The following is a 4,673-nucleotide window of genomic DNA, read 5'->3' as shown; positions in this document are numbered from 1 at the left end:
GGTGGTGCTGATCAGCACCACCGCCCCTGTTCTGTCTCGCCGCGCTGCCAGAGGTCCGCTTCCACCAAGGGGTTGAGCATGCTCAGGTACGAGAATGCAGGCTCAACCCCTTGGTCGGAGCGGGCACGTCAGTTGAGCATCAGTACCACGGCGTCGCCCGCCTCGGCGGCCGCGCCGTAGAACGCGGCAAGCTCCCCGTACGCCTGGGCCAGACGCTCGGCATCGGTCTCGACGGCGTGCTCGCCCGGGTCCGGGCAGACCTCCTCGTCGCAGACGTGGGCGGCGTCCGCGAGCGGCGCCAGGGTGTCGAACGAGGTGCCGACGAGGAACGCCGCGGCCTTCTCCACGTCCTCCGGGCCCAGGTAGCGCACCGGTGTGATCCCGTCGGCTGGGCCTAGCTCGGCTCCGCCCTGCACCGGGTCGACCGGCATCTCACCGTGTACCCGCAGCACTGTGTGCAGCGGACCCCAGACGGTCCCGATGCTGAAGTACTTTGCCTCCTTTGCCGGAAGATCCATCTGCACCCATTCACCGGCGAGCTCGTCGATGTGCTCCAGCGCCCAGGTCGGATCGGTCCGTGCCTTGTCGAAGTCGTCGGCGGCAAGCCGCGCGTACTCACAATGAATCATCCCCATGGCCCGTGACCGTACCGATAATGCGTTTCCGTGTGTATGGGCAAAACGGACACATTCTCATGCAACATTTTCCCATACGCGGAAAACCGGAAATTCCAGACCAGTTAGCGCCCGTTCTGAGGGACTTTAGGGTCGTTCAGCAGCCCAGAGTTCACCCGGCCTTCACGTGCGCGAACGGGACCGGTCAGTGCAGCCGCCGTTCGTCCCCCGACATGCTCGCGAGGGCTTCGGTCGGCGTGCCGTCGTCATGCCAGCGCAGCGTCGCGGCGACGCCGTCCATGAGCTCGACGGAGCCCTCGGGCGCGAACGTCAGGCCGGCGTCCTGCCCCACCGCCGCTCGCACGAGCGCCACCGACGCCGGGAGCTCCTCCAGCTGCTCCGTCACACCCACGGCCTCGAGGTCCGACCGGGACCCCGCGATGTGCATCGGATCCGGCCCGATCCAGAGCTTGCGGCCGTTCATGGGCGAGTTGCCGGTTCCGTACTCCTCGGCCAGGACCAGCTCCTTGACCTGCCCGCGGGCGAGCACCGCGACGACATCGTCCACCGAGGTCACGGCGTTCGACTCACGTCCGAGCTCCTGCCGGAGCTCCGCCAGGACGCGCTCGCGACGCCGCTCGCGGTACGAGTCGAGTGCCTCGGCGACCCGTTCGGCGAACGCGCCCTCGTGCACGCCTCCGCCGCTGCGCCCGCCGCCCGAGACCTCGACCACCCTCTCGGCCGTCGGCGAGGTCAGCGCCGCACGAGCGAGCGGCACGGCGCGCTTGTCTCCCGTGAGCAGGACCAGCTCGGGCCGCGTCTCGGCCACCTGACGGTCGATCTCGGCGGCGACGGCGGCCGCGTTGCGCTCCCACGAGTCCTCGGCGCGGGACTCGATGCGCGCGCGCTTGACCTCGTTGGACCCGGACTTCTCGATCTCGTCGTGCGGTGCCTGGAACGTGCTGTGCACCTTGCCGCCCTGCCCCGCACGGAGGAAGTCGGCACCCTGCCGGTCGACGGCCACCTTGAGCAGTTCCACTGACTCGTCGGCGGCGAGCGCCGCCTGCAACAGCGCGGGCACCTGCGCCCACGAGCCCGTCGAGGTGGTCGGCGGGTTGTTCACCACGCGGTCGACCAGCACGCCCGTGCCGTCCGCGATGACGACCCGTCCGTGCGGCCCAGGGGCCCGGGTGGGCCGCCGCACCACCTCTTCGATGGCGTCCAGCACGCCGGCCGGCGCACCTTGCTGCGCCAGGTCCTTGCGCGCCGCGTTCCAGCGGCTCTCGACGTCACGTTCGGCGGCCTGCTCGGACGGCGTCGCGTCCAGGTGCAGGGTCGCAAAAGGGCCCTGATGGCCGAGGAGGGGTTTGAGCCAGTCGATCTTCATTCGAACCTCCGCGTCTCCCGCCGAGGTCGAAGGGATGCCCTACCGCACGACCTCGCCCCGGCGTTCCCTCCAGGAAACGACGGATCGCGGGCGCGCGCCACCCCCACGCCGGAATTACCTGTGACCTCCACACCAAATACGCGCCACCTGGAGTCGACCTCTGACCCAAGCAAGGTAAAGCCGCGTCAAGTGGTGGTCACCTTCAAGCGTATGTATCCACCTCAGGGAGGTTGTCGCCCTTGTGCAGCGCGGCGATCAGCTCGTGGTGCCGAATCACTTCGCTCACGATGAACTGGCGGAACTGCACGGCGAACTCCGGGTCGAGACCGGACTCCTCGGCGATGGCCGTGAGCCGGGCGATCTGCTGCTGGTCGCGCGACGGGTCCGCGGGCGGAAGGCCCCCGACCGCCTTGAGCTCCCCGACCCGCCGCGTCATCTTGAACCGCTCGGCGAGCAGGTGCACGAGTGCCGCGTCGATGTTGTCGATGCTCCCACGGAGCCGGATGATCTCGGACGGCACCGGAGCGCTGGTCGGTTCGTTGTCAGACACAGGAAAAGGTTAACCGGCCTCGGGTGCGCACGGCGAAGACCGACGGCCAGGACTGTTCCGACCCGCAACGTGGATCGGCTACAGTCTCCCGAGCAGGCACGCAACTTGGTGAAGGCCCAGAACTCTGGCTTCACCTCTTCAAGACTTCAACGGAGAGCAGAAGATGACACTCGCCACGTCGCCGGCCTTGGTGGAGGTGCCGGAGAGCACCAGCATCAACACGATCCTCGCGGACCGCGTGGCCCGCTCCGGGGACGAGGCACTCATCGAGCGGCGTGGCACCCCCGACAGCGCGTGGACCGCGGTGTCGGCGCGTCAGTTCGAGGACGAGGTCCTCGCTGTCGCGCGCGGTCTCGTGGCCCGCGGCATCGAGGCCGGCGACCGCGTCGCCATCATGTCGCGCACCCGCTACGAGTGGACGCTGCTCGACTTCGCCATCTGGGCCGCCGGAGCCGTGGCCGTGCCGGTCTACGAGACCTCGTCGGCCGAGCAGGTCCAGTGGATCCTGTCCGACGCCGACGTGCGCCTCGTCGTCGTCGAGTCCCGCGCGCACGCCGACACCGTCACCAGCGTGCGCCCGAGCCTGCCCCGGCTCGAGGACATCCTCCTCATCGACGACGCGGCCGTCCTCGACCTGCGCAAGGCGGGCACCAACCTCTCCGCCGGCATCGTCGCCGAGCGTCGTGACGCCGTCCGCCGCGACGACCTGGCGACGATCATCTACACCTCCGGCTCCACGGGGCGGCCCAAGGGCGTCGAGCTCACGCACGGCAACTTCGCGCACCTGACGATGAACGCCGCCGTCGGCATCCCGGAGCTGCTGCAGGCCGAGGACGCCCGCACGCTCCTGTTCCTGCCGCTCGCGCACGTGTTCGCGCGCTTCGTCGAGGTCGCGACCATCGCGGGCAGCGCGGTGCTGGGGCACGCCCCCGATATCAAGAACCTCGTCGGCGACCTCGGCTCGTTCCGGCCGACGTACCTCCTGGCCGTGCCGCGCGTGTTCGAGAAGGTCTACAACAGCGCGGAGCAGAAGGCGTCATCGAGCATCAAGGCCAAGATCTTCAGGTGGTCCGCCCGGGTCGCGGAGGACTACTCGCGGGCCATGGACGTGCCGGCGGGCCCGGGGCGGGCGCTCAAGGCGCAGCACGCGATCGCCGACAAGCTCGTCTTCAGCAAGCTCAAGGCCACCATGGGCGGCCAGCTGCAGTGGGCGGTCTCCGGCGGCGCGCCGCTCGGCGAGCGGCTCGGCCACTTCTTCCGGGGCGCGTGCGTCACCATCCTGGAGGGCTACGGCCTCACGGAGACCACCGCTCCGACGACGGTCAATCTGCCCGGCAAGATCGTGATCGGCTCCGTCGGTCCGGCGTTCTTCGGCACGGACGTCCATATCGCCGACGACGGCGAGGTGCTGCTGCGCGGCCCGCACATCTTCCGGGGCTACCGCAACCAGCCGGAGCTGACCGCCGAGGCGTTCGCCAACGGCTGGTTCCGTACCGGTGACCTCGGCCGCGTCGACGAGCACGGGCACCTGCACATCACAGGCCGCAAGAAGGAGATCATCGTGACCGCCGGCGGCAAGAACGTCGCCCCGGCGGTGCTCGAGGACCGCCTGCGCGCCCACCCGATCGTGAGCCAGGTCGTCGCCGTCGGGGACCAGCGCCCATTCATCGGCGCCATCGTGACCCTCGACGCCGAGATGCTGCCCGGCTGGTGCGCGGCGAACGGCCTGCCCAAGCTGTCGGTGGACCAGGCCCGCGTGCACAAGCGGGTCCTGGCAGAGCTCGACAAGGCGGTCGACCACGCGAACGAGGCGGTCTCGAAGGCCGAGTCGATCCGGAAGATCGTCGTGCTGGACATCGACTTCACCGAGGCGAACGGCTACCTCACGCCGTCGATCAAGGTGAAGCGCTCGAAGGTGCTCGCGGACTTCGCGGGCGTCATCGACGCCATGTACACCACCCGGACGCGGAACGCCCACGCGACCACAGCCCCCTGACGAGGGCTCGGAAGGTCGGTAAAAGGTCAGGTGGGGGGGTCACCCGGGGGGGCGCCCCCCCTCCGAGTTTAAGCCCCACCCCCGCCCCCCCGCCCCGGGGGGGGGGCGCGGGGGGCGGCCGGGCGG

General features: G+C 69.7%; 4 protein-coding genes. 1 reads left to right on the top strand and 3 read right to left on the bottom strand.

The window, feature by feature from the left end:
- Positions 1 to 128: 128 nt before the first annotated feature.
- The 3 genes from AB0F40_RS27235 to AB0F40_RS27225 all read right to left on the bottom strand — a co-directional run bounded on the left by AB0F40_RS27235 (position 129) and on the right by AB0F40_RS27225 (position 2,551).
- Positions 129 to 635, bottom strand: a complete 507-nt coding sequence (locus tag AB0F40_RS27235) for a DUF1877 family protein (RefSeq protein ID WP_357475410.1) — start codon at positions 633 to 635, stop codon at positions 129 to 131.
- 184 nt (positions 636 to 819) lie between these two features.
- Positions 820 to 2,001 (bottom strand): hypothetical protein, encoded by a 1,182-nt coding sequence (locus AB0F40_RS27230; protein ID WP_357475408.1) that lies wholly within the window; start codon positions 1,999 to 2,001, stop codon positions 820 to 822.
- 202 nt (positions 2,002 to 2,203) lie between these two features.
- Positions 2,204 to 2,551, bottom strand: coding sequence for a chorismate mutase (locus AB0F40_RS27225; RefSeq protein WP_357475406.1), 348 nt, complete (start codon positions 2,549 to 2,551; stop codon positions 2,204 to 2,206).
- Positions 2,552 to 2,714: 163 nt separating this feature from the next.
- Here AB0F40_RS27225 and AB0F40_RS27220 point away from each other — a divergent pair, with 163 nt between their 5' ends.
- Positions 2,715 to 4,547: an AMP-dependent synthetase/ligase gene (locus AB0F40_RS27220; RefSeq protein WP_357475404.1), complete on the top strand. Its 1,833-nt coding sequence runs from the start codon at positions 2,715 to 2,717 to the stop codon at positions 4,545 to 4,547.
- The last annotated feature ends 126 nt before the right edge of the window (positions 4,548 to 4,673 follow it).

Origin of the sequence: Promicromonospora sp. NPDC023987 (genome assembly GCF_040639055.1) — a bacterium.
Taxonomy (GTDB): domain Bacteria; phylum Actinomycetota; class Actinomycetes; order Actinomycetales; family Cellulomonadaceae; genus Promicromonospora.
The sequence above is the reverse complement of the archived record's forward strand: the minus strand, read 5'-3'. Positions and strand labels throughout refer to the sequence as shown.

Coding starts and splice junctions, on each gene's coding strand:
- AB0F40_RS27235 (WP_357475410.1), bottom strand. CDS start 635: ATGGGGATGATTCATTGTGAGTACGCGCGGCTTGCCGCCGACGACTTC.
- AB0F40_RS27220 (WP_357475404.1), top strand. CDS start 2,715: ATGACACTCGCCACGTCGCCGGCCTTGGTGGAGGTGCCGGAGAGCACC.
- AB0F40_RS27230 (WP_357475408.1), bottom strand. CDS start 2,001: ATGAAGATCGACTGGCTCAAACCCCTCCTCGGCCATCAGGGCCCTTTT.